Here is a 3,305-nt window from a genome sequence, read left to right as displayed (position 1 = left end):
CCTTCAGCCGCGCGGACCAAGCCCCGGCCGATCGCCGCCCGTTCTTCCTCTACGTGGACGAGTTCCAGACCTTCACGACGCTCGCGTTCGTGAACATGATGTCGGAGTTGCGGAAGCACGGCGCGGGCCTGGTGCTCGCCTCGCAGTATCTCGACGCCGTGCCGGCGGAAGTGCGCAAAGCCGTCCTCGGGAACGTGGGCACGCTCGTCAGCTTCCGCGTGGGACCCGAGGACGCCGGGCTCCTCGCCCGCGAGTTCCAGCCGGTGTTCGGCGTGGAGGACCTGCTGAACCTGCCGCACCGGCACTTCTACGTGCGGCTGATGATAGACGGCACGCCGAGCCGGCCGTTCAGCGGGGAGACGCTGAATCGATAGACGGCACAGCCGCCACCCACAATTGCAACGTCGAAGATCACCTACGGCGCGGCCCATCACAATCTAAGCCGTGCCAACTGATCAAAATCACCCTCTGCGCTTGATCAAGGCAAAGCTATCGCACAAGCTGTGCCGCCTTCGGGAGGGAGCAGTGATCTCAGTCGCGAGGTTCAGACGGACTGCTGCGGTGCTGGCCTCTGGCTTGGTGCCTGTTCTTTTCGTCTGCAGCTTTCCTTACTGGGTCAGTTGGACAAACGCCCTACCAGACGTATTTGAACCGGCCGGTGATGCCACTGCGGTTTCCGAGGTTCTCGGCAACCTTTCATTGTCTCTTAGTTCGATCGCTATTGCCTGCGTGATCGGAGCAACGTTGATCCTGAAGGAGCGTGCACCAAGCTCATCAAGGACCCTCGCGATCGTCCTGACCGTGACCGTTCTTGGAAGCTGCCTCCTGGCGGTCTTTGCTGGCTTCCGTTTCCAACTGGCCCTAGCCGAGCAGATCAGCCTCTACAGGCTGGATATGGCGCGCATCCAGGACCGCCTCGAATACCAGGCCATGTCCGCGCTCTTCAGCGCAGGCGCACTCGTCGCCATGACCGTCGACAGCTTCGTTCTCATCGAAAAGGCCCAGCCAGCGCCTGCCCCTTCACCGCGTTCAACTCCGAAACCGGCGTCACCTACCAGGACCCGGAAAAAGCCGAGGCCGAAAGGTGCCTAGATTCACGACGCTCATCGTTGCGTGCCTGTTGGGCGCGATGGCCATACCTGCGGCCGGGCAGCAGACAACGGGACCGTTCAAAGGACGAAAGACCGGGCCTTCGCCGTGGGCCACGCAGTTGAAAGCAAAGCAGATCCCTTTCCAGCAAACAGATTTCCCGGAATGTAAGTCTGCTTGCCGCTACGAGGGAATCATTCTCGCTCCGTCGCATAAGTCATCCACCGATGTTCAATGCCTCCAGGACGTCGTCCTCGGCCAATTTCTGGTCGGGGGCACTCTTCGACGCGGGATTACCGTTGAAGCCGTGGCCATCAGCCACGAGTCCGGCGAAAAGCAAAACGTCACTGCCCTGGTAGTTTCCGCGGAGGGCGACGACCGGATCGTGGTTCGCCAATTCTGTCTGCCCTTGGAGTCTGACCTAGAGGCAGGGTCACTGGACACCACGCTTTATCTCAGCGACAGGGTGTTAGCGCAGGCACTACCCGATCCGATGCCAACCACTATCGAGGACTTACAAATCAACGGCGGGCAAGTGCGCAACTGGTCGAGCATAGCCTCCCGAGCATTCATGGGCACGAGCTTAGGGATCGGGAGCATCACCAAGCGGCGGGCGCTTGAGCCTTGGGAAACGGCCCATTGGTGGACTGTAGCAATTTCCTCCGCTCCCCCAGGCGCTGAGATTCTGATGCGCGGATCACCATTGGGCTACGACACCAACAGGACCCTGCGTCTCCAGCCATCCATGCTCACTACCTTGAGCCTGAGAACCGCCACCGCGTCGATCCCAGTCGAACAGTGCATCATGACCCGCGCGCCACGCCTAGGGATCGATCTTGAGATCAACTGCGAAGCGCTTAGGCCGAAGCCTCCAATATCGACCAAGCCGCCTCCGAAGCGCTAGCCTGAACACCGCAACGCTCAACCGCGAGTTCCAGCCAGTGTTCGGCGTAAAGGACCTGCTGGATCTGAGGACTGGGGATGGAACAACCGCTCAAACACTCCCTGGAGGGACCGGGCAGCAAACGCCGGCTGAAGGCGCTGCAACGCCGTTTTCGCGCCGCATCGAAACGAGCGGCGCGCCCCCCACCTAGCCTATCCGATGCTCGTGGCTGGAGTGTTCGCCGTCGCGTGCGTCGCCGCATTCCTGTTCCTGCACCTGGATCCGTGACCGGTGCCAACGTCGCCCGGCGCGCTGAGGCGCCGCCTCGCTACGCCTTCTTCGCCCGCCCCTTAGCCTTGCGACCGCCCTGGCCAAGACCCAGGGCCTTCGCCATAGCCGAGCGAGCCTCGCTGTAGGCCGGGGCCGTGGTCGGGTAGTCGGAGGGCAGGCCCCACTTGGCCTTGTACGCCTCTGCGGTCAGACCCCGCGTGGTGAGGTGACGCTTCAGCGTCTTGTACGGCCGCCCATCCTCGAAGCTGATGAGCGCGTCAGGCGTGATCGATTTGCGGATCTGGCCCGGCGTGACCTTGAAGACCTGCGCGGCGGGGGCGGCCTCATCCGGTCGGCCGATGTCCGCCAGGGCGTCATGGACGCGGCGGATCAGCGCCGGCAGCTCCGCAATGGAAATGGCGTTGTTGCCCACGTACGCGGCAACGATGTCGGTCGCCAGGATGATGAGGCCCGAGTTCTTGTCTTCCACCGCTAATGCTCCTTGTCCATTGCAAAGAGCATGGACTGCATCGCCTCGATTTCTCAACTACAATTTCGGGACTTGGCGGGAATACCGATTTAATCGAGCGACATCGATTATTGTCAACACCCCCTATTTCTGGGGCATTGCGGCCTCCGGCGCGCGAGCGCATTCTCCCGCTCGGTAGTGGGCGTGCCGACGCCGATCGTGAGAATAGGCGCCAGCCCTTCCAGTGCCTGCCCGGAGTTCATCCCCAATGGGCTCCGGGCCCCACGCGTCCACGATCATCCGCGCCCTGCCCGTCACTGCTCGTCTACGATGTGATGCAAGAGGGCAACGAGATGCCTGCGCACCTGGCCTGAGCCCAGGCGCGCGAACGCCTCGGCGGTCTCGATGCCCTCGGGCATCGCGAGGAACGCCTGCACGAGGCGACTCTCCCGGCCGGGATCGTCGGGCCGCGTCTCGCCGCGCGGATCACTAAAGCCCTCGAAGAAGAACGCGGGCGAGGTCTGAAGCGCCACCGCCGCCGCGTAGAGCTTCGAGGCGCTGATGCGGTTCGCGCCGCTCTCGTACTTCTGGACT

General features: G+C 62.7%; 4 protein-coding genes and 1 pseudogene. 3 read left to right on the top strand and 2 right to left on the bottom strand.

The window, feature by feature from the left end:
* The 3 genes from AC2YHT_RS25595 to AC2YHT_RS25585 all read left to right on the top strand — a co-directional run.
* Positions 1–374 (top strand): hypothetical protein (locus AC2YHT_RS25595; protein WP_487292602.1); only part of this gene is annotated, 374 nt, incomplete at its 5' end.
* 151 nt (positions 375–525) lie between these two features.
* Entirely contained in the window at positions 526–1,092 is a 567-nt protein-coding gene (locus AC2YHT_RS25590; protein WP_487292601.1) for a hypothetical protein, read from the top strand.
* Complete coding sequence (locus tag AC2YHT_RS25585) at positions 1,085–1,993, top strand: hypothetical protein (RefSeq protein ID WP_487292600.1); 909 nt, start codon at positions 1,085–1,087, stop codon at positions 1,991–1,993. The genes AC2YHT_RS25590 and AC2YHT_RS25585 overlap by 8 nt, the downstream gene beginning before the upstream one ends.
* 307 nt (positions 1,994–2,300) lie before the next feature.
* Here AC2YHT_RS25585 and AC2YHT_RS25580 read toward each other — a convergent pair whose 3' ends face one another.
* The gene (locus AC2YHT_RS25580; RefSeq protein WP_487292599.1) at positions 2,301–2,732 is read right to left on the bottom strand and encodes a Ros/MucR family transcriptional regulator; all 432 of its coding nucleotides are present in this window, start codon (positions 2,730–2,732) and stop codon (positions 2,301–2,303) included.
* A 293-nt stretch (positions 2,733–3,025) separates the two neighbouring features.
* Positions 3,026–3,305: pseudogene (locus AC2YHT_RS25575) on the bottom strand (transcriptional regulator); the annotation flags it as partial.

The sequence above is a fragment of the Caulobacter sp. SRI_008 genome (assembly GCF_057586355.1).
The sequence above is the reverse complement of the archived record's forward strand: the minus strand, read 5'-3'. Positions and strand labels throughout refer to the sequence as shown.